At 53.1% G+C, this 24,765-nt stretch carries 19 protein-coding genes; 7 read left to right on the top strand and 12 right to left on the bottom strand.

Annotated elements, in window-relative coordinates:
* Positions 1-2 precede the first annotated feature (2 nt).
* From NW816_RS00170 to NW816_RS00140, 7 genes are read left to right on the top strand one after another with little or no spacing between them, the layout of a single operon-like run.
* Positions 3-650, top strand: coding sequence for a hypothetical protein (locus NW816_RS00170; protein ID WP_414329367.1), 648 nt, complete (start codon positions 3-5; stop codon positions 648-650).
* 19 nt (positions 651-669) lie between these two features.
* Positions 670-1,521 carry a CRISPR-associated RAMP protein Csx7 gene (csx7, locus tag NW816_RS00165; protein ID WP_414407823.1) on the top strand — a complete coding sequence of 284 codons (852 nt, stop codon included), beginning with the start codon at positions 670-672 and terminating at the stop codon, positions 1,519-1,521.
* 34 nt (positions 1,522-1,555) lie between these two features.
* Positions 1,556-2,530 carry an RAMP superfamily CRISPR-associated protein gene (locus NW816_RS00160; RefSeq protein ID WP_414407822.1) on the top strand — a complete coding sequence of 325 codons (975 nt, stop codon included), beginning with the start codon at positions 1,556-1,558 and terminating at the stop codon, positions 2,528-2,530.
* On the top strand, positions 2,527-2,979 hold the full coding sequence (locus tag NW816_RS00155; protein WP_414407821.1) for a hypothetical protein: 453 nt from the start codon (positions 2,527-2,529) through the stop codon (positions 2,977-2,979). Before NW816_RS00160 ends, NW816_RS00155 begins: the two co-directional genes overlap by 4 nt.
* A gap of 2 nt (positions 2,980-2,981) precedes the next feature.
* Entirely contained in the window at positions 2,982-4,061 is a 1,080-nt protein-coding gene (locus NW816_RS00150) for an RAMP superfamily CRISPR-associated protein (RefSeq protein ID WP_414407820.1), read from the top strand.
* A gap of 10 nt (positions 4,062-4,071) precedes the next feature.
* The gene (locus NW816_RS00145; RefSeq protein WP_414407819.1) at positions 4,072-4,785 is read left to right on the top strand and encodes a hypothetical protein; all 714 of its coding nucleotides are present in this window, start codon (positions 4,072-4,074) and stop codon (positions 4,783-4,785) included.
* A 49-nt stretch (positions 4,786-4,834) separates the two neighbouring features.
* Positions 4,835-5,731 carry a putative CRISPR-associated protein gene (locus NW816_RS00140; RefSeq protein ID WP_414407818.1) on the top strand — a complete coding sequence of 299 codons (897 nt, stop codon included), beginning with the start codon at positions 4,835-4,837 and terminating at the stop codon, positions 5,729-5,731.
* 805 nt (positions 5,732-6,536) lie between these two features.
* On the opposite strand, the gene NW816_RS00135 is transcribed toward NW816_RS00140, so the two are convergent.
* The 12 genes from NW816_RS00135 to cas1 form a co-directional block, all read right to left on the bottom strand.
* Positions 6,537-9,830, bottom strand: coding sequence for a helicase-related protein (locus NW816_RS00135; protein ID WP_414407817.1), 3,294 nt, complete (start codon positions 9,828-9,830; stop codon positions 6,537-6,539).
* A 110-nt stretch (positions 9,831-9,940) separates the two neighbouring features.
* Positions 9,941-11,290, bottom strand: coding sequence for an RNA polymerase sigma factor RpoD/SigA (locus NW816_RS00130; protein ID WP_414407816.1), 1,350 nt, complete (start codon positions 11,288-11,290; stop codon positions 9,941-9,943).
* A gap of 152 nt (positions 11,291-11,442) precedes the next feature.
* Positions 11,443-13,467, bottom strand: coding sequence for an AAA family ATPase (locus NW816_RS00125; RefSeq protein ID WP_414407815.1), 2,025 nt, complete (start codon positions 13,465-13,467; stop codon positions 11,443-11,445).
* Between the two features lie 11 nt (positions 13,468-13,478).
* Complete coding sequence (locus NW816_RS00120; protein WP_414407814.1) at positions 13,479-15,167, bottom strand: hypothetical protein; 1,689 nt, start codon at positions 15,165-15,167, stop codon at positions 13,479-13,481.
* A gap of 85 nt (positions 15,168-15,252) precedes the next feature.
* Positions 15,253-15,888 (bottom strand): Uma2 family endonuclease, encoded by a 636-nt coding sequence (locus NW816_RS00115; protein WP_414356012.1) that lies wholly within the window; start codon positions 15,886-15,888, stop codon positions 15,253-15,255.
* A gap of 53 nt (positions 15,889-15,941) precedes the next feature.
* Positions 15,942-17,417 (bottom strand): RAMP superfamily CRISPR-associated protein, encoded by a 1,476-nt coding sequence (locus tag NW816_RS00110; protein WP_414407954.1) that lies wholly within the window; start codon positions 17,415-17,417, stop codon positions 15,942-15,944.
* A 202-nt stretch (positions 17,418-17,619) separates the two neighbouring features.
* Complete coding sequence (locus NW816_RS00105) at positions 17,620-18,198, bottom strand: hypothetical protein (protein WP_414407813.1); 579 nt, start codon at positions 18,196-18,198, stop codon at positions 17,620-17,622.
* A gap of 2 nt (positions 18,199-18,200) precedes the next feature.
* Positions 18,201-19,097, bottom strand: a complete 897-nt coding sequence (locus NW816_RS00100) for an RAMP superfamily CRISPR-associated protein (RefSeq protein WP_414407812.1) — start codon at positions 19,095-19,097, stop codon at positions 18,201-18,203.
* Positions 19,094-20,209: a type III-B CRISPR module-associated Cmr3 family protein gene (locus NW816_RS00095; RefSeq protein WP_414356006.1), complete on the bottom strand. Its 1,116-nt coding sequence runs from the start codon at positions 20,207-20,209 to the stop codon at positions 19,094-19,096. The genes NW816_RS00100 and NW816_RS00095 overlap by 4 nt, the downstream gene beginning before the upstream one ends.
* A gap of 5 nt (positions 20,210-20,214) precedes the next feature.
* Complete coding sequence (gene cas10, locus NW816_RS00090) at positions 20,215-23,343, bottom strand: type III-B CRISPR-associated protein Cas10/Cmr2 (RefSeq protein ID WP_414407811.1); 3,129 nt, start codon at positions 23,341-23,343, stop codon at positions 20,215-20,217.
* Between the two features lie 109 nt (positions 23,344-23,452).
* Positions 23,453-23,731: a CRISPR-associated endonuclease Cas2 gene (gene cas2 / locus NW816_RS00085; protein ID WP_414356002.1), complete on the bottom strand. Its 279-nt coding sequence runs from the start codon at positions 23,729-23,731 to the stop codon at positions 23,453-23,455.
* Positions 23,732-23,742: 11 nt separating this feature from the next.
* Entirely contained in the window at positions 23,743-24,753 is a 1,011-nt protein-coding gene (gene cas1, locus NW816_RS00080; protein ID WP_414407810.1) for a CRISPR-associated endonuclease Cas1, read from the bottom strand.
* Positions 24,754-24,765: the final 12 nt, after the last annotated feature.

Below are 24,765 nucleotides of genomic sequence, written 5' to 3'. Positions count from 1 at the left end.
CCGTGACCTACAGCAGTTTTACCCTTGAGAGAGCCATTTCGACCTTTCAGCTCAGGTCAAGAATCATCCATGGCCTGTTTGCAGAGGTTCCACCGACTGAGTGCTCCGATTACTTGAAAATAACCCTAGATCGCTATCTCGGCTTGGCCACCTCGGTCAACAGCGAAAAAGCCCGCTCCGAGTTTATCATCGCCCCTGTGCTGGGAGAGGTGAAGTACCTATGTCGGGATCAAATCTCGCTGTTTTCCGGCAAGGAATTCAACGTGGATCCCGAGAGGGGGTTGGTGGGCCTATGCGACTACATCATTTGCCTATCCCCTCTCCAACTCTACATTCAAGATCCGGTGGTGATTATCGTTGAGGCCAAAAAAGAAGACTTGATCGGGGGTCTGGGCCAGTGCGTTGCCGGTATGGTGGGGGCACAGGTCTTTAACAAGAACTCCAATTCTCAAGTAGACAGTGTCTATGGAGCAGTAACCTCAGGAACCAACTGGCGATTTGCAAAACTCGAGGGTGACCAACTCTTTATCGATGACAGGGAGTACTTTATCTCAGAAATTGCTCAGATCCTAGGGATCCTCTTGAGTTTTATTAAGGGCTCCGTCTCGCTTCGGGAATGGCAAACCTCTGCAGTACAAGCCTTAACTTGAGCAGCCATTTGAGGGAACAATGTTCGACGTTTTCAAAAACCGCTTGGAAATCACCGGCACCCTCACCACCGTGACCGCTCTGCACATCGGGGTGGGCCGCTCCACCGAACCCATCGGCTCGGATTTGCCGGTTCTCAAGGATGCGCTGGGCCGTCCGCTCATTCCCGGCTCCAGTTTGAAGGGGGCGATGCGCTCTCGCCTGGAAAGTTTCTTGCAGGGCATCAACCCAGAGCTGGCCAGGGATCCCAGCGAATTGACCAGCAGCGAGCAATTTCGGGTCATCAACCAAATTAAAAATGATTACAAAGGAGACGACGCAGCCCTGACCCAAAAGCTCATCGAGGCCACCGACTGGGTCTCGCAGGTGTTTGGATCCCCTTGGTTGGCCGGCAAGGTGCAGATCCGGGACTTGCCCGTGGTGCCGGAGGCCTGGTTTGGCCAATACCAAGAACGGGATGGCGTGGCCATCGATCGGGATACGGAAACGGCGGCAGATGGCAAGCTGTATGACTTTCAAGTGGTGCCCGCCAACACCCCTTTTCGGTTTCATGCCGTCGTCGAAAATGCCGAGGAATGGGAACTGGGCCTCTTGGCCATCGGCTTGCACCAACTGGAAACGGAACAGATCCCCCTGGGTGGAGGCCGCTCCCGCGGCTTGGGAGTCGTCCGCTTGCAGATCTCGGCAATCTATTGGTTCGACTCGGAAGGGGATCCAAGACGGCTGCTGGCCTATCTGCAAGAGCTGGTGGCCGGATCCCGGCAGCCGCTCAGCCCGGAACAGGCTGCCGCCTTGCGCCAAGACTGGGTGGAAGCCCTGGTTGCCAAGTTAACAACGGCCTCTCAACGGCAATCGGTCAGCCCCCGCAATTAAGGCACTTTTGTTCTCCTGTGAAGGATCCCAGGCCATGCACAAACGCTATGTCAACCATTGCACCCTCTGCCTTACCCTCAAACCCGACGGCCCTGTTCTCATCAAATCGGGCAAGGAAGGGGCCGACCCGACGAAGCCGGATATGGAGTTCGTCGAAACCTATCACCGCGGCGGGCGAACGGTCTATTTTCCCGGCAGCTCCCTCAAAGGGGCAATCCGCGCCCATGCGGAGCGCATCGTCCGAACGGTGGGCGGCGACAGACGTCCTGAGAAGGAAGGCTGCAAACTCTGGGCCAGCGATCCCCTCGACCAGAAAGCCAATCAATGGCTGGAAAAAATTGAAGAGCCCCACCGGGTTTACGCCCTTTCTTCTTTTACGGATCAGATGTTCGGCAACACGGCCATTGCCAGCCGGGTTCGCATTGAAGATGCCTATCCCAAGCCGGGAACCCCCCTGCGCCTGGAAGAACGCAATGGGGTGGCCATCGACCGCGTCTTTGGCTCGGTGGCAGTGGGGCCGTTCAACTATCAAGTGTGCGTAGAGGGATCCTTTCAAACCAAGATCCACCTGAAAAACTTTACCCTGGCCCAACTGGGCCTGCTGGGGCTGGTGCTGCGGGATCTGGATGAAGGCTGGTTTGGCATCGGCTTCGCCAAGTCCCGCGGCATGGGCACCGTTCGGGTGGAGTACGAGTGGGCGGTGGTGGACTATCCGGGTTGCCTGGTGGATGAGGCGAACAAGCAGATTCGGCTACTGGGATCCCCCCTGGTCTGGCCCCGGGGATCTCTGTTGGGGGCGGGCGAATTCTTAACCCCCGAAGAGGCGGGCAAATACGGCTTTCCCCAACCCGATAGCCAAGCGGTGCCGGTGGGAGCAGAGCCGATGCCTTTGGGATTTGGGGCGCGGCTGACCTGGGAGCAGGGATCCGAGGCCAAGGTGGAGCACCTGCTCGCTGCCGCCGTCAACAGTTGGGCCAAACTTCTGCAAGCGGAGGCCAAAGCCGTATGAAACCAGCCTACGTCGCCTCGCTCAGGATTCGAGACGGGGGGGAGCCCTCGCTTTCCCAAGTGCTCTCGGCCTGTTTTTCCACTTCTGAAAAAACCTACTCCTTTTTGCGCTGGCCCCACCAAGTCAGCGGCATTCAGGTGGGGATCCCGGCGGATCCCGTCTGTTCCGAGGGGCAAGTTTTCTCCCAACAAGGGGAACTGCGCTGGAAAAGCACCCCCCACGGCTGGGATCTGCTGTATCTGGGGATCCAAGCTCCCCCGGACTCCTTTATCCCTCTGCCGGGAGAGTGGCGGTGGGAAGACCACCCAGCCGATCTGTACGGATCCCAAAGTCAAGAAACCCGCTTCCCCAAGCTCCTCAGCCATCCCAAAGATCTCAGGGTAGGCCAGCGCTACTTCCGAGATGAGCGAACTGCCCGTGTTCACTTTATTGCCCTGATCCCGAGGTGACCATGACCCCCCAAGGCCCTCGCCCACTGCCCAACCAGGCTGCCTCTGCAAGATCCTCTGCCGGCGACAGCAGTCGAGGTGGAGGTAACCCAACCGTGTCTCCCAAACCCTATGAGCTGATCCCGTTTCCCACCCAGCCCCCCAAGCTGGAGCGGCCCGCCGGCCACGCCAAGTTCCACGCCGATAAGCTGCACGGCACCCTCTTTCTCACCCTGACGGTGCAGACTGCCGTCCACATCTCCACCGGCCACTTGGCCTTGGGCAGCGATGTTGGAGTCAAAGGGATCCCGGTGCTCAAAACCATGACCACCACCCCCAATGGAAGGCTCAAAATCCAGGGCAGCTCCCTCAAGGGGGCCATCCGGGCCATGTATGAGGCGATCACCAACAGCACCCTGGCGGTGATGATGAGCCAGTACCGAAATCGGATCCCCCCAGAGCGGCACCCCTGCCGCAACAAAGAGCAGCTTTGTCCGGCCAGCCGCGTTTTTGGTGCTCTCAACTGGCAGGGATTGGTGGAGTTCAGGGATGCCATTGCCACCGGCACCGGATCGGGTGGCGGATCCTTGCCCCCGCTGTACCGTCCTCGCCCGGATCAGTGCAAAGCTTACTTTAAAAAGGAAAACGGCAAAGTCATTGGACGCAAGTTCTACTACACCCACAAAAAAGCTTTGCAGGGCAGTTCAAGGGGAACACCCACCCAGCAAGCGATGCAAAACACGGTTTTCAAAACCCAAATCCATTTCAAAAACCTCACCCCTGCTGAGCTGGGCACCTTGCTCACGGTCTTGGGGCAGGATCCCAAGCATTCCATGCTGCTGAAGGTGGGGGGCGGCAAGCCCGTGGGCCTGGGATCCCTGCAGGTGACCCTCGACAAGATCGAGCGGCCCGGCAACCTAAAAGATCGCTACAGCCGCTATGATCCTGCAGAAGCCGATACTCTGGAAGGAGAACGCCTCCAAGCCTTTGTGCAAGAGCAAATTCAAGCTGCCCAAGGCTACATCTTGCCCGAACAACTCAGACAACTGGCCGCCATCCTAAGTCCCACTGCTCTGCGCGAGCCGCCCCCCGGCGTGTATTGAGGGTTCCCCTATGCTGTCAGACTCTGTCGATCTCAGCCCCCAATCTTGGGATCTCGCCCACGGCATCGCCATGACCTTGGCCAAAGAAAGGGTGGATGTCAACGAGTTGAGCAAGTGCATCGCCTATCTGCGCTCGGTCGCCCACCACCCCGACGCGGGATCCCGCTTTTTCCGATTCACCGGCGAGCTGGTGCGGGAAACTGGCCTATGCCGTACCCAACAAACCAGAAGATACTATCAGCTTATTGACGAAACCTGCAAAAGGTACTTGCAACCTCTGCAGGACAGGCCGGCAGAGATGCTGCAGATCCTGGGCTGGGCAGCCCGGCTGGCCCGCTACTACAAAGATGGGGGAATGCCCATTGGCGAGATTTCATCACCTCAGGGATCCCGACCCAACGACAACTCCGGTCGCAAGGACTCCGTTCCCCAAGGGGCGGGAAACAAATCCCAGGACGACAGACAACAACAAAACCATCAACACCAACAAGACCAGGCCCAGCATCAGGCCCGCAAAGCCCGCTTCCAGACCGGGCAAAAGCTGAAGGCCACCATCACCAACATCAAGGGCAACGAAGTCACCTTCCAGATTCTGGACACAGACACCAAGCTCACCCAGAAGAAGCCCAAACAGGCGGGATCCCTCTCGGTGGGGCAAGAGGTGCAGGTGGAAGTTCTGGATCTAAAGGAAGATGGCAGAATCCGCAAGGCCAAGCTGCTCTGAGCACAAAGCGGAACAGAGCCCTCGAAAAGTTTGAGTTAACCGGCCATCCATGCAGACCATCATCATGACGGTGGGCACTTCCTTGCTCACCAATCCCGACAAGAACCTAGAGCCGCAGCGCCCCTGGCTGGGACAAAAAACCATTGGGGATCCCCAGCGTGCTCTGGCCTGGATGAAAGAAGCAGACCTGGAATTGATCAGCGCCGAAACCAACACCTACTTGCGGCTGGATCCCACCTCGAATGATGCCTTGATTTTGCTGCACTCAGAAACCCCCGACGGATTGGAGTGTGCCCAGATTTTGAAGCTCTTTTTTGAGCAAGAGCTGGGTCAGCAGCAGGTCTCTTTGGTTCCCCTTCCCGGCATCAACTACGAGCTAGAGGGATCCTCACTGGAGCGGATGGCCGAGCTGTTGAAACAGTTGGCAGAGAGCGCCAAGGGGCTCGTCACCTTTGCTGCCACCGGCGGTTTCAAAGCCCAGGCCATGATCATGGCCGTGGTGGGCAGCCAATTGGGGATCCCGGTTTGCTACATCCATGAGCAATACAAATCCTTGGTCTACTTGCCCTACCTGCAGCCGGAAGTTCAGCCGCAGATCCCAAGGGCAGATCTTCCCGATTCAGGCCGCGATCGCTCCCAGATCATCCAAATCCAAAGCGACACCAGCCATCACCGACCCCGCAGTTGGGCCAAAGTGGAAAGACTCCTGCGAGACATTCCCTGGGTGGATCGGGTTCGCTACGATCCCCACGCCTACGCTGCCCCCAAAAACAGCGTCAAAGCCTCAAACCGCAAAACCGAAGATGGCCGCCACATTTTGTGGCTCCATCTCCACGAGAGCCAAGACACCCACCTCGCTGTCAGGGTAGAGACCACCGGCTATACCCCCGAACACCTGGAACTGGCTGCCAGCGAATTGCGACAACGCCTGGGCCGTCTGCTTTGAGTGTTTCCATGAATCCCGCTTCCCCAAAGGGAAGTGACTTATCAGGTATAGGGTTTTTGCTACGCAAACCTACATAAAATAAGGTATCGCATTCGGAACAACGGTTGATCCGGGTGGCGTGGAAGTTGCTTGCGGCTCAGGATCGGTTCCATTAACAGGAAATTACCGAGTACAGCGTATTCGCTTCGACCATCATCCGTTTCAACTACCCCTGCCAAAAGTGCCAGATCAGATCTAGATCATCACGCCTGCAGTTATTAAGCTTGTCTGAGACACATATTACGAACAACGCGAAAAAAGGAAGTAATATGGTAGAACATGAAAGCCTGAATACACCAACCAAACTTCTCCTAGTTGGAGTGGAGATCCTTTTTGTCTGTGCCCTGTTTCTCATGCGTCTTGGAGTCGCCGGTTGGCTTCTAATGATGTTTGGAGCGCTGCTTATTTTGCTGCTTACTTTATGGGCATTTGTGCATATAGCTTTGATGATCACATTCATTAGCGTTTTTGAATCAAGAAAGAGCGATATTGCGCTCTACCTCGCGACTCATTTTTTCTATCTTTGGGCCTGGTTATTTCAATTCGATGGCGATGATACCAGTGTAAAGTGGACTATTCGTCTCCTCCCATGCACGAACTTTCTGGAGCCTCTCCTCCGGAAATGGGGCGGAGTTCTATTTTTAACCACGAGTATCGCTACATTTGTTTGCTATTTGATAATCTTCATTTTAATAGTTATTCGCTTGGCTCGATTAATTTTCCATTGAGTTTTCATTAATTCCACTGCCCCGAAAGGAAGCAACCGTCAATGTAGGGCCTCGTAGGGATCCTTTCGCCTTCGCCTAAGGAGGTAGGGATCCGTCGGGGCCTCAGGGTCTGACCTAAACCACTGGTAGCAAATGAGCTGCACATCCTCTTGAGTGAAAAATGTCGGGTTCTGGTGGCGGGAAGTGGATTCCTTATACAATCCCTCATCAATGAACAACTCATCCAACGAGTGAATTAGATTGGCAACATTCCGATCCTTACAATAAGTTTTCCAAAACGCACTACAGTCTCTCTCGTAGGTGAAAATGCTTTTGGCGTGTGTAAGCAAATCAAGAACCCTTTGCCGAGCTTCTTCAGTCATCGGATCAATCTCAATACTGTCCTCTGCCTCTGTGAGAACGTGATAGATTTGCCTTAAACATTTAGGCAGACGAGGTCTTACAAGAGAACTGCTCTGACGCTGATTCAGCAGATTCAAGAGGTTTTGGATCGCAGGTTGTAGCACCTCGAAGATCTCGCCATCAAAAGGCGCAGGCGGTAGATCATCGGGCTTTGGAAAATCCTCTGGCCGGCAATAGAGAAGCTGAAAGATCGATCCCCAATCGCTTTGGAGATGATTGACATCTACAGAAATTCGGCCTCCTATTCGAGGGTAGAAATGCCAGAAGTGCCGATCTTTGACTTGAAAAGCTAAAAACAGTCCATCCTGCGAAGCCTGGTAGCGTGTGCTGTGGATCCCAAGTGGGATCTCCTCGACCGCTTGCAACCCCGATTGCTGAATAAACTCCAACAGCGGCAACCGCATTTCATCCATGGAGACCAAATCGACTTTCTTCTCCAGAGCCTGCAGTATCTCACTCTGGGCGCTGGGAGTTTGAGCTTCCTTCAAGAGTCGGATCTCTTCTAAGGAACGCTCTGAGATCACCTCTCCCAGCACACTGGCATCCAGACCCACCTGCTGATCGATCAAGGCGATCCGTTGTTGCAACTTGCGCACCAATCCCAACAACAGTTCCAGCCCTTGTTCAGGAAAACCATTGATGATCGTCAACTCCTCGAATGGGGATCCCAGTCGATCGATGCGGCCTGCCCGTTGGATCATTCGCACCGGATTCCAATGCAGATCGTAATTCACAAGGACTGCTGCTTCTTGAAGATTTTGTCCTTCAGACAACACATCGGTGCAGATAAGCAGATCGATTTGCTCTTCAGGCGAACACCCGACTTCCTGATAATCCTCTCCACAACCCGAAGGATTACTAAATGGCCGATTGACCCGTGGCGCGAATCTTCTCACCAGCATTTCCCGTTCCCGGCTTGGGGTTTTTCCGGTTAATAACCCCACCCGCAAACCTGAGGAGAAATTGCGATATCTGCTCCGCTTCTCAGCCATTGCCTCAAGCCATTGTTTATCTTCCAGCAACTGCTGGTATAAGTATTCGGCTGTGTCTTTAAAGTAGGTGAAGACAAGCACCTTGTCCTGTTCCAAGCTGAGCATCATTCGTTTAAAAGCCATCAGCTTAAGATCAGAGTCTTCTCCTGCCTGCACCCTTGCCTGGATACGGGTGAGATCTTGAATAATCTGAGCCAGTGTTTTTTGATCGGCCTGGATTGCCTGGGTCAGCTTGTCCAAATCATAGTCTTCAGGGTTGACCTCAGGCAGAGATACCAGCACCTGCTCCACTGAATCCTCTTGCTCCTCAGCTTCCAGAGCCATCAGGCGTCGATAGCTGGATCCATCTAACAAGTGACCCTGCTGCAGCAAGTCCAAAAATCGTCCCTGGAAGTCAGATTGCCAGCAGATGCTGACCTCAAAAGCCTTGATTGAACTCTCTAGCCGCTTGAGATAGAGGGTTTTCATCAAGCTGCCGATCACTTCATTGCGTAACTGACGGTCGGTTAGCTTATCATTCTTCTGGCGCACATAGTTTTCCAGGTTATAGGGAGCCAGGTTCAGATTCTCAATGTAGGCAACCCAACGGCTATAGAGACCTTGGAAGCTACTCTCGAAGTTATAGGTAAATTGCTTCAAAATCCTGCGCGGAAAGCGGATCTCTTGGCCACCGATGATAATCTTCTCTCCTGCCTGTTGACGTTTCAGCACATCCAGGCGGGATCGACGCACCATGGTCTGAAACAACAACTCGGTGATCTGCCCCTCACCTTTGTCCAGCTTCTTAAACAGCGCGGATAGATTAGGGATCCCCCAGCTACTGTAGTAGTGATCATCGTTGCGGGTGAGCAGCAGCACCTGATGATAGAGGTCAAAAATTGTGTTGTTGATGGGAGTAGCCGTGAGCAGCACCACCCATTTGTTGCGGCGTCCCCCACAGATCAGGCGTTGCAAGTTGGCATATCGAGCGGTTAAGTTATTCCGGAAATTGTGGGATTCGTCCACAAGGACAATGTCGCAGTGGCTGTAGCGTCGGCTGTTGAAGTCAGATCGCCCTAGCTCCTCTTGAGACAACAAATCGGCCACCAAACCGAACTCTCTCAGCTTCGGCTCCCAGACGAGATTGCGAACTTGAGCCGGGCTGATCACCAAGGCCCGAGGCAGGTACCCCGGTTTTCGTCGCTCCGCTAGAAGATGGTCGATCAGCCGCAGTCCGATATAGGTTTTGCCCAAGCCTACCGCATCTGCAACGATGACCCCCCCATGGCGCTCCAGCAATTCTAGGGCTCGTTCAAACCCTTCCTGCTGGAAATCAGCCAATTCTAGGGTTGTGGCTTGCCCCTTGACCACCGGATCCTGCTTCGGCTGAAACAGGGTGTAGAGGCAGCGCATCAAGATTTGATGAGGAGTGTAGGCACGGCTGCCAAATTTGGAGCGATCCAGCTCAGCAATGAGCTTAGATTTGTAATCTTTGTCCACACTGGGATGCTCCCAAAACTCTGTAAACCAAGTCTTGCGCATCTCCTGAGCTGCCTGAGCATTATCGAGCAACACGTTTAACTCGGTGTTGCCTTCCAAACCGGGAACGGTAAAATTACTAGATCCCACAATGCTGTAGTTGGGGAATAGATAAGCTTTGGCATGCAGGAAGGGCGTGCGTTCCCCAATGGCCCCATATAACCGAACTTCCACATGATCTTGCTTGAGAAAGGCAATCAGGCGATCAATACATTTCTTGTATTCCAACCCGAAATTAGAATTCTCTAGCTGCCCCTGCAGCTCACGGCGAAGATAATCTTGGAGATCAATTCGATGGGGTTCTGCCGGTTTGATGGTGGGATCCCGGCCAATTAGCAAACGCAGGCGGGTGAGCTTATTAAAAGCTCGCTCCAATTTGATCCAAGCCTCGATACGGAAGAAGCCGGTAGCAATATCCAACTCGGTCTGCTTTTCCAGAAGGATCAGCCTCTGGATAACATTTGTTAACTTATGTCTCTGGTTATCAATATACGCCGGTAGCGACATATAGATCACCCTCCTTTCAATGCTTATTTAGGCCAATTTCTGCAACAAGTACGCAGAGACTGAAGTGCCTTTCTCTCGATCTGCCGCACCCGCTCGCGACTGAGGTTCCAAAGCCGACCAATCTCGGCCAGAGAATGAGGTTTATTGCCCTCTAATCCAAAGCGAAGGGCGAGCACCTGTCGCTCTCTTGGCGTAAGCAAGGCGAAGGCTCTCTCTACTATTTCTCGACGTTCCGTCTCCTCCCAAATAGATTCTGGGATCCGAGACCGATCGGCGAGGCTGTCCATCAGCAAAATATCCCCAGATAGAGGCGCATCCAGAAAGCCGATCCCACGATTCCAATCCAGCAATTGTTGGATTTTTTCAGGAGAAAGGTCGCAGACCGAAGCCAGATCCGCCACAGAGGGAGTGCGCGCCAAATCTTGCGACAACTGGCGAGCCACTTTCTTTAGGCGCCGGATCTCTGCCCAGACATGGTCGGGCAGCCGGATCAGACGACACTGATTGTCAATTGCCCGGGTGATGGACTGTCGGATCCACCAGGTGGCATAGGTGGACAGCCGGGTTCCACGGGCATAGTCAAACTTCTCAATGGCACGAATTAAGCCCAGGCTGCCTTCCTGGATCAGATCTAGGAGATCCAGCCCCGACCCTTGATAGCGCTTGGCGATAGACACCACGAGGCGCAAGTTGTGGATGATTAGCTTCTCCTGCGCCCGCGCAGCCTGCTGAGTACCGGGAAATGTGGCCATCTGGCGGAATAGATTCACTTCCTCGGCCTGGCTCAGGAGGGGATAGCGACCAATCTGGCACAAGTAGGACTTTACGCTGTCCTGCAGGTCCCGCTGTTTGATCCGCCCTGCCTCTTTTTGTTGGGTTGCGGCATGACGTACCACCTGCTGCTGGTGCTGTTGGGCGGCCCGTAGCGATCGACCCCGCAAGACCAAGTTGCGGATCCAGTTGCGCTCTTGGTAGGAAGGATCCTGGCAGTTGATCTGAAAGCTATAGACCTTCCCAGCTTGGCTGCCGCTGGTGATGTGCAGACGGCGGTAACCGTCGGCTGTGGCCAGCAACAGGTAGGATTCTGGGCGTTGAGCTAGACGCCGGGCCAGCTTGTGCATCAGCACACCCAACTCTGCAGGGCCGGGCTTTACTGCAAACTCAAACAACAGCACCACCTGACGGAAATACCTCTGCCGATATTCCGCCAGGACATACGCAGCCCGAAGTCTGTCAAAATAAGCCGGCAGCTCCAGCACCGTTATATCCAACGGTTGCCCCACCAGAGCGTACCCCAAGGATGCAAAGAGATCGGCCACCTCGGCGACCGATCGGATCCCTCGAATGTCTTCCACATCCAGTTGAGCAACCACTGCCCTACTCCGGTGACCTGTTGTTACTTTAGTTGGGCTCCCGTGCTCAGCCCTAACCACACAAAGTATTGGAGAGTTCTGCTTAAAACCTGGAAAACCTTTGCCGGACAAATGTTTTGGGCGTTAGAGAAGAAAGTGGCCAATACTTTCTTTTACGAGCTTTCTTGCTCCTGATCGGCTAAGGGATCCCTGTACAAAACCGAGATCGCCTGCCCCGCGTCCTGAATCATTTGCCGAAGGGGCTCTGGGCTGACCACCAACACCTCTCCCCCAAAGCCCAAGATCCAGCGCTTGAGGTCGACATCCTCTAGGGACCAAAGGGGCAAGACCACCTTGAGCCGGTGGGGAAACCGACTGTCTCCCGTGGGGGGCAAGTTGAAGATAGATCTAGGCCGCGAAGATCCGGAAATACGGGGGGACATACGCTGGTGCTTAAAGCGTCGGGTGCCCTCGCTCACGAAGGGGAAGATCCGGTCGCTAAACCAAAGTTCCAGAGTTACTTCTGCTTGGCGGCGCTCATTGGGATCCCGACTGAGGATCTGCTTCTGCAGATGCGGGTCATTGCCCAAAAAGATCCCAGCACTGACATCGTAGAGCTTGTGCAGGCGTTCCAGAGCAGCCAACTGCTCTTGGCGGGAGCGCGTTGCACAATGTCGCCGGTTGAGAAAGAGCCGATCCATCCGCTCAAACCGCATCAGTCCCTGCCTCTTCGGGCTGTGATACTCGCAGCCCAGGTACCACGCGATTTGATGAAAGACCAGTTGCAGGGGCCAGATGCGAAAGCTCTCCACAGCCTCTCCGGGGAAGGTGGCTCCCGGCAAACGCTTCACCTCCAGTAACTCCCCCCTCTCCATCGCTTCCTCGACCACCTGCAGGCCACGACGATCCGCCAAGGTACCGGAAGGAGCCAAGGTGGGATCCACAATGGGTTGATTGCCCAGCCGACGAGTGGGGTAGATCTCAGAAGTATCAATGCGGCTGAGGCGCATACGCTGCTCCACCATTTCATAGACCGCCTGCTCCCAGGGGTTTTCCAGAGCACGAGTGCTTACCTGCAAAAGCCGGTAGATCTGCTTGAGTTCATGGCGAGTGAAGATCCCAGAGTGAGTGAAGTAGCCCCGCTTCATCGGGAAGGATGGCAGAATCTGGTAGGGCTTCAAGACCTTTTCGATGTCCTTGCGGATGGCATCTCTGTTTTGCCCTCTCACCCAGCCCCGTTGCTGTAGCTCGCGGTTCAAGCTTTCCAAGCTGCCCAGCTCGGGATCAAAGTGGAAGGGTTGGGTCAAAATCAGGCGAATGGTATAAATCAAGCGGCTGAAGCTATCCCAGTCAGAATAAGCGTGGGTGGCAAAGGTCAGAGGCTGCCGGTTTTCGGGTTGAACCAAGAGCTGGTGCTGCTCCCCTGCACTGTTCTCGCCGGCGTGACAGAGCAAACCACTCTGCTTCAGCCAGATGAGATCTTCAGACAGCAGTTCAGGATCGGCGTACACAGATCCCTTTTCAGAGGCTATTCGGTGGGTGATTTCCTCCAGAGTACTGCCGGGATGATGGATCAAAATAGCCAGAAGATGGAGCAAGCGCTCAAAGTCAAGCAGCCGAGAGTAGCCGTGTAGCGTCGCCTTTCGAGTGGCGTTCTGACGGTTAATCAAGGTGCGAGGAATACCACTGACTTTCTCGAGAATTTGTTCTTGGGTAGGCAGGGATCCAGATAAATCTAAGGTCAGTACATCCAGGAATCCCTCTGCGGGTATGGGCGGAAAAGTCTTTAATGCCTGAGCCATTGCTTCCATCGAAGAGACTGGCACTTGACGATCCCGCTGCTGATTTCTTTGCTTGCAGACTTCCAGAGGAGTGGTCAGATGCCACCCAATCCAATTTGCGCCGGGCAACTTTTGCAGCAGATCCAGCCGCCAGGGGCGGTAGGCATTGGTAGCATCGTAGACAATAACTTGGCCCTGCTGATGAGCCTTACGAATCTGGGCAAGGGCTAGGCTCTCAATTTCCAGCCAGTTGCCTTGGATTGAGGGATCCCCGTACAACTCTTGACGAATATTATCGGTGCTAACAACTTGAGAACCTTGCCAAGTTGCGGCCAAGACTTTTGCCAGGGTTGACTTGCCGCTGGCGGGGATCCCGATAAGAACGTGGTTGTAGTGGGAAGAGCTTATGCTTATCAATTTGCCCTCCTTTAGGAAGCACGCAGATCCAGAAGAAGTTTTTCCATTACCCATTTCTTTAGACTAGTGTAGAGATAGAGATCATCGCCTTTAGTAAAATTCTGCTTATCAATATTGGGCAGTTGTAAAAGAGGAGATGAGAGAATATTAGCCAGAACTTTTAAGATTTCTTCATAAAGACAGGCTCCTATTCGTTTTGCCTCCTTGTTTAACTCAGAGATACGGTTACTGGAAAATCCTTGACTGTCATGAATCATCTCGTTACGCTTGTAGATCCAAAACTCTAAACTGTTAATTTCTCTTTTTAAGAGAGATAAAGATTCACTCTCGCTGTCTTTTTTGCGAATAGCAAGAAGGATATCTAAAAAGCTAAGCTTGCTCGTACGATAGAGAATCTTTGCGTATTGGCCATTCCTGACATAATCCAAGGAGTCCAGCAAGCTGAGCTGATCTTGAGGCAGCAGTTTCCTAATTTCACGAATCTCAACCCGGAAGCCCACAGCAGCGGGTTCCAGATATCTGTTGCCGCCAAGTTTTTTGATGGCCTCGTCGAGAATCTCTTCACAAAGTGAGGACATTCTTGAAAGAAAATGGGAAACTTGCAAATTTTGTTTATATATTCTGCATTGAGAATATAAGTTAAGCAAAACGCTGTAGTTCTCGATGGCCTGATTGATTTGAGCATCTAGATCCAAACTCATATCCAGATTCATCTCTTTTTTGGAAGCTCTAGCAGCCTCAATGTCTAAGTTTATAAGTGAGTCTGCTACTTCTAGCCCTTTGATTGCTTCATCAACCAGTCTCCTGCTGGAACGTAGCTGTGACTTGCTGACTACGCCCTGCTCAATTTGAAAAGACAGAATGGATTGCCAGCTCTTGAGAACTTGACAAGCTCCCGCAAAGTCAAAACGTTCTAGCAGTTGCATGACAACGCGATATTTCTGTGTCCGCTGGTATTGCCAATATGAAGTCCGAGTGCAAGGCGAGGGCTCCCCTCGAAGCACCTTCTGCTTTGAAAGAACCGGATCCAGAAACAGCAGCTTGGGGATGTCAGCAGTGATTGATTGCAGACGAAGGGCTGTCTGCATTTGAGGGGTTCCACCTTTAGTACTGACAAGAACCACCTCGTTTGAATCAATCTCGTCAACAAAGAAGCGATAATACTCGTTGAGGACAAGATCCTGTTGGTTAGGTTTGACGTTCTGAGGGATCACTCGCTTTAGAAAGAGAATATCCTCCCGCTGTAAATGTCTCTCAATCCACCTTTTAATGATCTCGAACAAGAAGCAAGTATCCTGATGCTGAGGGGGATTTTGATTGGTAACAAAAATGTTGATTTTTTTAACTGAAAACTCCTCAATGGCGGTATGGATTACCCCCCAGATTCTTCCAGGTCGAATGCGCTCCTGCCAAAAATCGGGCTCCCGTTGATAGGCAGCAAGAAGTTTCTCTGTTAGTTCGCGGAAGCTGTAGGCATTCCTGCCTTGACCTCTAACCTCTACGCCCAGCTCTTTACAGAGTCCATTGGCAATAAAGTCTTCTCGACTATTTCTTTCCCATATCACTTTTTCGTCTTCTGTTAGATCCTCGGCAACTTCGTTTGGTTCATCTCGGTCAAAGCCCACAGGAATGTAGTACTCAAAGCCTTGAATTTTTACTGTCAGATCAGAGGTGCCAATGTTAGCAATCAGAGTAGCCATAGTTCCTCACTTAGGATCAAAGTTCACCTTCTCATAGATGTCTTTCAGGGCAAGTTGACAGAAGCTTCGGAGCGAGAATGGGCAATCATAGCTTTTGCTCCTGGATCCAGTTGCGTAGATTCTGTTCAGCCTGAATCTCATTCTCTCGAGCCTCTGATAAGAATTGGTAGAGTCTGTCTTTGGGAACCCCTGGAAAACTAGGACTGATTTCTAACTCTTGGTAGCCTTGCGCAGTAAGTTGATAGATTCGCAGTTCCTCACCATTGAACCGCCACAACTCAGGGATCCCTATGGCAGCATAGAGGGCTAACTTGTTGATAGTACTGTGGGTTATGTCAACTTCCACCACCAGATCTGGAGGCGGATCTTGGCTAAAATCTACAGTGCGTCCCTTGACTTTAGGTTGATTCTGTAAGTAGTAGGCATTGTCAGGTTCTGCTCCTCGCTCTATATGGGGATAATTAAGAGTTGTAGAGCCCATAGTTTTAATCTGTCCTAAGTATGCAGTAGCCAGGATGCGTACGAAGAGATCAATCATCCTGACCAAAAACTCGTGATCTTCGAGTGGCATGGTGATTTCCAGAGTACCCCGGTCGTAGATCAAGCGAGAAGAACGGTGCTCTCCTAGTGCCTGAAGGATCTGCTGGTAGCGATCCCAGGTAAGGTGATGGAAAATGACCCGTTGTTCGGGAAGATGTGAGCGAGTGGGAATGATGAGCATATCAGACTTCATCTCCTCGAGATCAGTCTAGAAGGAGCAAAAAGATCATCTTTTCAAGGCTGTTCAGGCTTCAGACCAAAGAGATGGAGACTGCCTTGTATTCGAGATAAGTCATCGAGAAACTGGGAACGGACATGCTGGCAGCCAGCTTGGACACCTCCCATGAATAAGCAGACCACTTCCTGGCATTGAGTACCAGCTTGTTTGTGCTTAATCTTGTGTCTCCTAATCGTCACCCAAGAGCAATGGGCACTGCCTCGCGCAGCATCTCCGCCAAGATCGGGGTTTCGCTTGTAGTTTCTGCGTTGATCTTGTTGATAAACCAGCCCCATACCATCTCCTCGCGTACTTTCTGCATCATTGGGATCAACCCAACTTAAATCTGAAGCATTAACCGGATCCTGTTCAGGGCCAGGGACGGCGAATACGGCACAACTGCTGGGTGAAAATGCCTCACAGTTGGGATTCTGGGATCCACTGAGCAAACGTTCCGGCCAGATTTGTCCAACTTTTTGATACCACTCTTCGTATACTTGCCTCCATTTTTCTGGTTCAAGAGGTATTCCAAACACCCTGTACTCACCCTTAATTTTGATATCAAGCGTCAGGTGACTGCCTCGGGCTGCAGGAACCGGAGAGTTGTCTCTTCTTTCCATCATGAAAATGTGAAGTGGTCTTCTCCAACCTCGCCCTACTCCTCCGGTCATCACTGCAACTCGCACAATGGGGAGAAGGATTCCCATGAGGATCTCTTTGGGAGCTTCAATTCTAAGTTCTCCCTGCCATGAGTAGAAGGTTGGGAAGTTTTTTGACTTGCGTGCCCAGGGATCCCCTTGGATCATTTCCAGCCTTATGCACCCTTTTTGAGACTTAGGTTCTAGGGTTCCAAAAAGCTCGCTTGCTGTCTTCTCTGCATTCTCTTGGCTCATAACTCCCAAGAAAAATCGCAGTGCCCAGGAGCGGAGCCAGCCTCGCCAGTGAGAAGGTCGCAGCTCCAGGGTTTTCATGTCAGGGCCTGCATTACCCTGGCTGGAGAGACGGAATCTAAAGAGTATACTTGATATGCCTTCACTTAACTGTCTGGATCCCTTGTGATCAGGAACCAGAATCCGACCATATCCAGAAGCAGTGCGCCCGCCTATCCCCAGGACTTTTAGGGCTTGCTGAACCCACGACCAAACTTCATCAACTTCTTCTTCAGTTGTGCCGGGAACGCCTTGGATGGCCACGAGAAAATCAACAGGTCTCTGACCATCACCCAGTGTGTAGAGCGATAAAGGAGTGCCCTGACCTTGGTGAAACACCTGGAAGTTCTGTTGAGGATTGACGATATCCAGGCTTAAACGGGTAGGCTCTAGGGGCCAAGCGTCGAGAAATTGAATTTTTCCTGCCGAGATGACAGTCCCTTTTTGAAATCCAAGGAGGGCTTCCATCTTGGGGATCCGCTCCGGTTGTTGTTTTGCCCAGGCCCGGACGATCCCTCGGATTGAAGAACCCGGGATGTACCCATTGAGAGGCAAGTCGGGCATAAGTTCCCAGTTTTCGCCAACATTGCGCTTATCCTCTGGCCGACCTCTTTTGGGCTGCCATGGCCCACAGGGTTCCCCTGCTGAAACAAGCGTTTCCACATCGGGATGGGGATAGGATCCCACTTTTGCTCGCCAACGCAAAGTGAAAGTTCCCTGACGGAAAAGGTTTGAGGATCGCTTTTGATGTTGCTGAGCTATTAGCTTAATTAGACGCGGCCCGGTGTACATCAGTGTTTTCTCCATTCGTGTCTCCTGAAAGATAAGCTCTGGCCCAAAAGTTCCAGTGATTCGCCAAGATTAAAGATCGTCTCCAAAGGGCGAGGTATTCTACAGGTTGGTCGCTTGCCAGAGCTTGGATCCTCTGCATTAATGCTTTGGGCTCTAGAGAATTATCTTCGGTAACCAGTTGCCCCAATAAAGAAGTCCAGACAGGAACTGTTCTCTGTCTCACCTTACCTTCTTGAGCATTGGACTGGTTAACGTATCCTATGGCCGAGAGCAGGCCGAAAACTCTCAGGTGTTGAGAAAGTCGGAGTACCGCATTAAGATCCTCCTGAGAAAGAAACTCTTTCCCTTGGGATCTCATGTACTGTTGAATGTGTTTATAGGCCAGTAAGCTGGTATGCTCTGGGCGTACGCTTGCTGATCGCTGCTCAGATGGTGCAGAGTCGGAAGAGCTGTTGATCTCCCTCCGCTGGTGAGAAGGCACAGCTTTGTTTTCCAATTTGGAGTTTGGAGTAACAGGCTTAGAAAAGCTCTTCATGTGCTTGTTCTTCGACATTCTTAACTCCTAACAGTGTTCTCAGATTTAGCTTGTGGGGTGGGATCAGAGGCATTGGAGACCCATCCTTGAACCCAGCCTCGCCCAACATTGGCTTGCCCCCCCACCTGGAACAAACCTTGGAGAACATTGATCAAAATCTCATGCTCTTGGGTGAGGTTTTCCTGGTTGGGCAGGGGGCTATATCCCCAGGCGAAGTAGAGAATGGTGTCACGAGGAATGCACACATCTGTCCAGAACACCTCTGCTGAGCCTACCTGGTTGGCTCCTTCCGAATCTTCCTGGATCTTGTTGCGGATCTGTGTCCAAAGGGAGTGCTCCATGAGGATCTGGAAGTCGCTATCGGGAAGAATGATCCGATTATTTTTCCAGGTTGCTTGGGTATCCCCCTGTAAAACAGCGGGCCACTCCCCAACCAGTGAGAAGGTTTGCCCTTCAGGGAGTTTCTCAACATGCACTTCTGCGTCTGCCACAACATAAACACCAGGTTTTGTTCCTACAGGGGTTCTGGGGAGAACTGGAAGAGGCTGACGGCACAGCAAGGCGTGATCTCGCAGTAGGGAATGACAGCTCACCCAACAGAAAACGGAATCGGATCCCTCTAGAGACATGGTGCGCATCGGCACCCACAGTAAACGGGCATCTCCAAACCAGACTTGGTGAACCCCCATCTGGCCGTCTTTTTGGAGTTCCCGTCCAAAGAGGGTATCAGCGATTTCTGGATCTTGGAGTGTCACCTCGTTCCGCAGGCTTCCTCGTAAAGAGGATCCTGGGATGTAGGGAAAGTTGGTGTGAGATTCACGGGCAATTTCCAGGATATTGCCTAAGTCGCCTTCTCCACCGCAATGGATGGGGGCAAGGCTGTAAAGATAGCCAACGCGAAAGTCAGGTTGAATCATTTTACAATTCCCCACAAAAGTGTGCCGTAATTCAACGATGCAAAAGTCTGCAACTGGGCGCATGGGTTACCCACAAGCTGCCTTGGTGGTGGCGGATCCCCCTTAAAGTGATACACCGTACCGGCGGGAATGAAGGCCCGTTGGGGTAGCAGCGCAAAGTCCAATCGCTCACTGCCCTGCCGCCGAACCGCAGAAATTCCACCCCAAAGCAAGGCCCGATCCGTAGCGCATCCTGCCAGATAAGGCTGCCACTGGGAAGGGTAAGCCTGATAGATACGGGGATCCGCTTCAGGCTGCGCTAGGCCCGGAGTGAGGAGATAAGCCACCCGACCCGTCCCCTGCCGAAATCGCTCCCAATCGATGCCGGGATCCCAATCTTCCAGAGGCGTGACCAAGGCGCGATGCCCCTCTCCCCCCAGGCGAACGGTGGTGGTCGGGATCCGAGCACTGATGGCTGCCGCCAATCGCCATCCCCACCGCAGTCGGGTTGCCACCTCGGTGAAGTAGCCAGCTTCATCTTTCACCTGGCGGGTATCGGGTTTGATGTCGATGTGAGGTAACACCTGGGTATCCCAGGGATCCTCATGAAAGTCGCCGGCCTGGGGTAGGGATCCTTGGAGATAAGCACTCAGTGCCGAGGCCCGCATCCAGGGGTGGGGACGGCCTTTGATGTACTCCCCTTTTTTGAGAGAGGGGGGCACCAGGGGCGGGAGTTTTTGATCATCCCAGCCGATAGGTTTCCAAGGATCCCCCTCAGCCGGCTGTAGGCGAGAGTATTGGTCTCCCCGGACTTTCTCTTCGAAGTTGTCTTCTGGGGTCGTGTCTGGATCGGCATGGGGATCCGATTGACCCGTAGCCAACAGATCTTTGGGAGTCGGTAGCCAGAGCGTATCTCGCTCATCCAGGAGAAACGGCCCCAGAAACTTGAGATTTCGAGCCTTGTCTGAAGCGTAGGGTAGGGCAGAGCGCAGGGCCTGAAAGATTGTGATGGGCATAGGGGGAAATAACCCTTTCGCCCAGGATCCCTCGCCAGGAGAAAAAGGTTTGCTCTCGCGAAAGAGCAGCACATCGACAGGCTCTAGGGCATACCAGTGCAGTTGGGTTTCAGACATGAGAATTACCTGCCTTGTGGAAATAAATCTTCAACAATTTCCTGAGGCTTTTTGATCCAATCGTCCCGTTGTTTTTTCTTGTCTATCCAAAAGGCTGAGAATCTCAAGAGATTAGCCAAATCTACCGGAGTGGCGCCCAGAGCCTCTGACTCGCTTTGCAACTCGAATGCCCAGCTTTCCCAGGCATTGATCCAGTTCACCAAGGGATCCTGAACGGACTTCAGCTCCTCAGCTCGGTCTCGTCGCGCCAAAATGGTGGTGGTGGCCAGCTCAAACAGCTTGTTATTTGCAGAGATCACACAGCGCAGCGGCAATTCTTCGGCCAAACGATACAGTACAGGCCCCAGATCCAGTTCCGGCCCCTGCTGCAACCAGGCCCACCATTTCTCCAGCAGTTCCCCTTTCATCAGGGCCTCCAAGGTATTCCCGGATTGGTAAATGACTCGGAAGCAAAGACCATCCTTGCCAGGGATCTTTTTGGCCCGATGCTTCTCAGCCTCCCAGAGGTTTTCCAAAACGGTGGGAAGAGGGATCCCTTTGTTGGCGATCACCACGCCGATGCTCATGGTGGCTCCTTCGCCCATGGTGAAAAGAGGACGATTGGGTAGGCCGGAGAGATCTCGACCCGGCTGGGGATGCCAAAATCCTCCTTGCGATCTGAACTCGCCTTTGGGATCCGCTTTCCCACACCAAGCTGCACGCAGGGAGAGGAGATATTCGGGCAAATCTTCTAGGGGCAGCAAAGCCATGACATCATCCCCGCCACTGTAGACCACCCGACCGCAGAAGCGTTTTTCCGTTAAGTAAGGAACCAGCTGATTGGAGAAATCCAACAAGGCTCGGTTGAGGCCCACGTGGGTGGCCGGCCCCATGCGCTTTTTGACATTCTTCAAAAGCTGCTGCCACTCCAAGCCATTTTTCTTCAATTGATCGGCAACTCCTTCGGCCAGGTAGGTTTCGTAGGGGTGCAGCCTGGAGCCGCTGACATACTTGCTCATGCTATCTCCATCGGCCAACACAATTGCCCACCAGTCAGAGGGACTGCCCCCGGATAGCCCCACCTGTCGATGGGCTTGATCCACGGCTTCTCGCAATAGGGCAATACCTTCAGGATCCTGAAGGCCCAGATCGTCCACCAGCCACCTGCTGGAAAACATCACTCCGTTGTAGGGTGCTTCTCCCCTCGTCTTCTGGGAAAGGGGTTGGGGATTAGGGATCATTCGCTCATCCGTCTTCGGCACCTGAAAGGGGCGGCGCGTCAGGGATCCAAACCGATCTCGATATTCAGGGAGATCCCACCTGATCTGCTGCTCCAGCACCTGCCAGTACAGTTTCACCTTTTCAGGAGCATCATGGGCAAAGCGGGCTGCTGCGATGGAGCTGAGGTTGGGAAACCGGATCAAGTTCTCCAGATCGTCCTCTTCTTTGGCCACCCCCAGAGACTCGGCAATGCCCCCGTACTTCCAGGCCATGCGTTTGGTCAGTTCCACCGCGTTCAACATCTCCGAGCCATTGAAAAGCCCCGGATAAACTTCGGCCATCAGTTTCCAGAACATGCGCAGGGATCCCGCCGGTAGCCCTGCCCCTTCACAGAATCGATCCCGATAGAGCAGATTGGGGTGAACTGCACTGTACATGCCTGAGAGGGTAGACCGCTCCCCAGGGGCCACTGGGACCTGCCAGGTACGGGTATTTTTGATGGCCTGAATCGACTGGCCCAGACGCGCCTGCAAGCTGCCCCACCAGGTGCCCACATTCAAATTTCCGTAGGCTTTTTCTTCAGGGTTGGTCGGCAATTCAAATCGGCTTTGAGCTAGGGTTTGCTGAGATTCTTTCCATAACGTGTAGCCGGGATCTTTGGTATTTGCCTGCAACGGCTTGTCGGGATCCCCTAGGGGGACCGAAGTCCAGTAGCTTTCCCAAGTGTGATCCAGTTGAGCATTCCAGAGCTTGTTCCATTCCCAATTGGATGGGTGCTTCCACTTCTCGAATTCTCTCTGGTAGTTGATGTGGGAGCCTTCAGTCGTACCCATCGTTGGGGCAATCTTTTTCCAGATCTCCGAGCCTCTATCATTGAGGGTTTGGATACATCTCTCGCGGATATGATCCCGGACTTTAGTTCCGATCTCTTTCCAGATCTTGCGCATCTCCTGGGCCAGTTCCTCTGCAAAGGCTTTGGATTCTTTTCTGGGCAGCAGAGCTGTGATCACATTGGGAAACCCGGCAGTGCTCAGGCTGGTGGACACGCAATCGTTGAATCGACTTATAGGAGTGGATCCCTGGGCATCTCCATTGCGGGTATCAAGCCGGTCGATCTCTCGGAAATAGCACTCAAACTCCGGAAACTTCTTCAGAATCCAGGCATCGATGATCTCCTGGCCCCACAGAGAAGGTGTGATCACCGCATCCGGCCCATAGCGCTCAGCAATGAACCAGCAGAGGCGGGCACTCAGGTAGTGCAGCAGATAGGATCCCGACCAAAAATCCAACAGCTTCCTAGAGGATTTGATAAACTCCTGCACCGGCGAGAAGGTGAACAACAAGAGATCGGCATGAGAAACCGAATTTGAGGGTTTCCACCCGCGCGGGAATAGGGCTCCGGCCAGCGCCGAGACAATACTGTTGTGATCGTGGATGGGACAGTCTGGGATGCGGGTGTCGGCAGGCAACAAAAGAGCAGCAGGAGTGCTGATCCCAGTTTCTTGAACCACCAATTGGGGATAAAACCGCCAGAACCACCAGAAGGCTTTTTCCGGATCCGCATGGCGCACCTGCTCATAGGGGATGATCCGATTTTGGATCTCCTCCAGTTGCGCTTCCGTTAGCTGACTCCAAATCTGGATATCCTGCTTTTCTCCCGACAGAGGGTGACGCACTTCCACTTGGGTAAGCCTGCCCAGTTGCTCCGCATCTTTATAGACGTTTCTGATGGTTAATCGATCTGAGGCGGCAGCGATGTGATCTGAAATCACCCCCTGATGAGACTGCCACCACTCCTCCAGCTCTGCCCCGTGATGATACAACTCCGCCACCTGCTGCCAAGGGCCTTTGCCGTTTTTGTACTGATACAAAGACTTGAGCTGGGGATCATGTAGCAGAGCAAACAGTTTGCGGCGGAAAAACATTTTTTCCATGAGTTCCACTCCCTCCAAAAGAAGCAATCTGAACACTTGAACAACAGCATAAACAGATACCTATATCCTGCTGCCACCGGTAACGCGAACGGCAAAATAGTTCATATTGCTAAACAACAAGGGATCCTGGCGGGGAGAGCACCTCTGGCCCACCCCAACTTTCCGCCTTGGCCAGGGTGTGGTCGGTGAGGGGATAGAAACGAATATGGTCTTCCGGCAAATAGAGACGAGGTTGAAGTCGGCGTTTCAAGTCTTGGTACTGATGCTGCTCCAGCCGGCATTCAAAGACGCTGTACTGAACCCGCCGGCCATAGCCTTCAAGCAAGTCAGAGACTTTCTTGCGTCGTTTGTTGTCGGGGATGTCGTAGGTGATGACGTAGAGCTGCATGTGAGATCTCTTCAGCGGATGAGGAACGGCAAGTAAACAGGGATCTGATCATTTACAAACTGCTTGTAGATCTGCACCTGCCGGTTGATGACGGCCCAGCGAGGGATCTCTTCTTCCCGCGCACCCTTGACGGGATCTTCCGGCTGCACCGTGTCCTCCATCCGCTGGATAAAGGCCCGCAGAACTTTGGTTCGGCCCTCTTGGGTGAGCATGCACCCCTCGATTTCATCTGTGAAGTCTTCAATCGGATCCATGACGCCGCTGTTGATCAGCCACAGCACGAGAGAATCAATCACTGGGGCACGAAACTCTTCCACCAAATCCGAGGCCAGGCAGGGGTGATTGTGGTGACCGGTGTGCAGACATCCCTGGTAGGGATCCAAGCCCTGCAGCTCAATCAGGAGCAGAATGTGGTTCCACAAGAGCTGGTAGCCAAAGCTGAGCATGGCATTGACAGGATCCCGGGGGGGACGACGAGTGCGCGTCACCAGTTCAAAGCCAGGAGAGGTGAGGCACTCCCCCAGCGCTGGGTAGTAGACGGCAGCGGCAGCTCCTTCAAGGCCCATGAGCTGCTCTGGAGTTGTAGCTTCATCCATAGCCTGAATGAGTTGCTGGAGCTGAGCAATTTTCTCGCTGCTGACCTGAGATTTGCGGCGGCGTTGCCGCAGAAGAAGTACGCGGCAGTTGTGCAGCTTGGCTTTGAGGATCTGTCTGGCGGCCTCCAATTTTTGAAAAGGGGTCAGCAGAATCTGTTTTTCCTGAAGAAAACGACTCCCCCGCTGAACGGGCTGCAGGCGACCATAACAGTACCCCATCTGGGAAAGGTAGGCGATGGGGATGTTGCGCTCTAGGCAACTCTGGATCAGTTGGGTTGTGACTTGGGCGTGGCCGAAGATCAAGATCTGATCCAGGTGGGGCAATTGAGCCTGTTGAAGAACAACTCCAGCTCGTTTGACAACCAGTCGTTCCTGGTCGAGGCTGAGGTAGCAATCTTGTTGGGACACATAAAGTGTTCTGCCCATAAGGCCACTCCC

Origin of the sequence: Synechococcus sp. W55.1, from assembly GCF_047461655.1 — a bacterium.
Taxonomy (GTDB): Bacteria; Cyanobacteriota; Cyanobacteriia; order Thermostichales; family Thermostichaceae; genus Thermostichus.
Note: the sequence above shows the minus strand (reverse complement) of the source record. Positions and strands in the feature narration are given on the sequence as shown.

Bases quoted from the DNA above. Each gene is read 5' to 3' on its own strand.
- NW816_RS00105 (WP_414407813.1), bottom strand. From the start codon at position 18,198: ATGTCGAAGAACAAGCACATGAAGAGCTTTTCTAAGCCTGTTACTCCA.
- NW816_RS00140 (WP_414407818.1), top strand. From the start codon at position 4,835: ATGCAGACCATCATCATGACGGTGGGCACTTCCTTGCTCACCAATCCC.
- NW816_RS00110 (WP_414407954.1), bottom strand. From the start codon at position 17,417: ATGCCCGACTTGCCTCTCAATGGGTACATCCCGGGTTCTTCAATCCGA.
- NW816_RS00155 (WP_414407821.1), top strand. From the start codon at position 2,527: ATGAAACCAGCCTACGTCGCCTCGCTCAGGATTCGAGACGGGGGGGAG.
- NW816_RS00100 (WP_414407812.1), bottom strand. From the start codon at position 19,097: ATGATTCAACCTGACTTTCGCGTTGGCTATCTTTACAGCCTTGCCCCC.
- cas1 (WP_414407810.1), bottom strand. From the start codon at position 24,753: ATGGGCAGAACACTTTATGTGTCCCAACAAGATTGCTACCTCAGCCTC.
- NW816_RS00150 (WP_414407820.1), top strand. From the start codon at position 2,982: ATGACCCCCCAAGGCCCTCGCCCACTGCCCAACCAGGCTGCCTCTGCA.
- NW816_RS00115 (WP_414356012.1), bottom strand. From the start codon at position 15,888: ATGCTCATCATTCCCACTCGCTCACATCTTCCCGAACAACGGGTCATT.
- NW816_RS00160 (WP_414407822.1), top strand. From the start codon at position 1,556: ATGCACAAACGCTATGTCAACCATTGCACCCTCTGCCTTACCCTCAAA.
- csx7 (WP_414407823.1), top strand. From the start codon at position 670: ATGTTCGACGTTTTCAAAAACCGCTTGGAAATCACCGGCACCCTCACC.
- NW816_RS00120 (WP_414407814.1), bottom strand. From the start codon at position 15,167: ATGGCTACTCTGATTGCTAACATTGGCACCTCTGATCTGACAGTAAAA.
- NW816_RS00095 (WP_414356006.1), bottom strand. From the start codon at position 20,209: ATGTCTGAAACCCAACTGCACTGGTATGCCCTAGAGCCTGTCGATGTG.
- cas10 (WP_414407811.1), bottom strand. From the start codon at position 23,343: ATGGAAAAAATGTTTTTCCGCCGCAAACTGTTTGCTCTGCTACATGAT.
- NW816_RS00145 (WP_414407819.1), top strand. From the start codon at position 4,072: ATGCTGTCAGACTCTGTCGATCTCAGCCCCCAATCTTGGGATCTCGCC.
- cas2 (WP_414356002.1), bottom strand. From the start codon at position 23,731: ATGCAGCTCTACGTCATCACCTACGACATCCCCGACAACAAACGACGC.